At 44.0% G+C, this 532-nt stretch carries 1 protein-coding gene; it reads right to left on the bottom strand.

Annotated features, from left to right (window positions below; translation table 11 throughout):
* Positions 1-532, bottom strand: a 532-nt coding sequence (locus tag RR45_RS10945) for an InlB B-repeat-containing protein (protein ID WP_143465097.1), incomplete at both ends; no start/stop codon positions are given.

Genomic DNA, 532 nt, shown 5'->3' with positions numbered 1-532 from the left:
TACTTGGTGTACCTAGAGTAATCGTTTGTGACTCTATTGTATAGCTAGTAATGGCGCTAGGATAATTTGTGCCACCATTCAATTCATAAGAAATTGCGTAAGTTGTTGGCGTCCATTTGGCATAAAGCGTAACGTCTTTGGCTGGCATTTTATCTGTCGCAAAGTCCCAAGCTGTTTCTGAAAAATCAGACTGTTCGTACCAACCATCAAAAGTATAACCTGTTTTGCTTGGGGCGATTGGTTCAATGACTGTTGCACCCTCCGCAATATCTGTTACTGATGTAACGGCTGAACCGCCATTGCTATCGAATGTCATCTTGTAAGTAACAGGGGTTGGTGTCACATCGTTTTCGAAATCACCCTCAGCGGCTAAGTGGAACACATGGGTTGTACCCCCTAATTCAACCGCATGATTACGTACTTCATCACGATGATGATAGGTCTTTTCTGCCGCATTGACAGAGGCAGCGCTGCCTAGTCCCGCGATAAGCAAGACTAATACCAGTACATTTTTAGCGGCTTTACGATGTTT

This window comes from Pseudolactococcus chungangensis CAU 28 = DSM 22330, assembly GCF_002441885.1.
Taxonomy (GTDB): domain Bacteria; phylum Bacillota; class Bacilli; order Lactobacillales; family Streptococcaceae; genus Pseudolactococcus; species Pseudolactococcus chungangensis.
The sequence above is the reverse complement of the archived record's forward strand: the minus strand, read 5'-3'. Positions and strand labels throughout refer to the sequence as shown.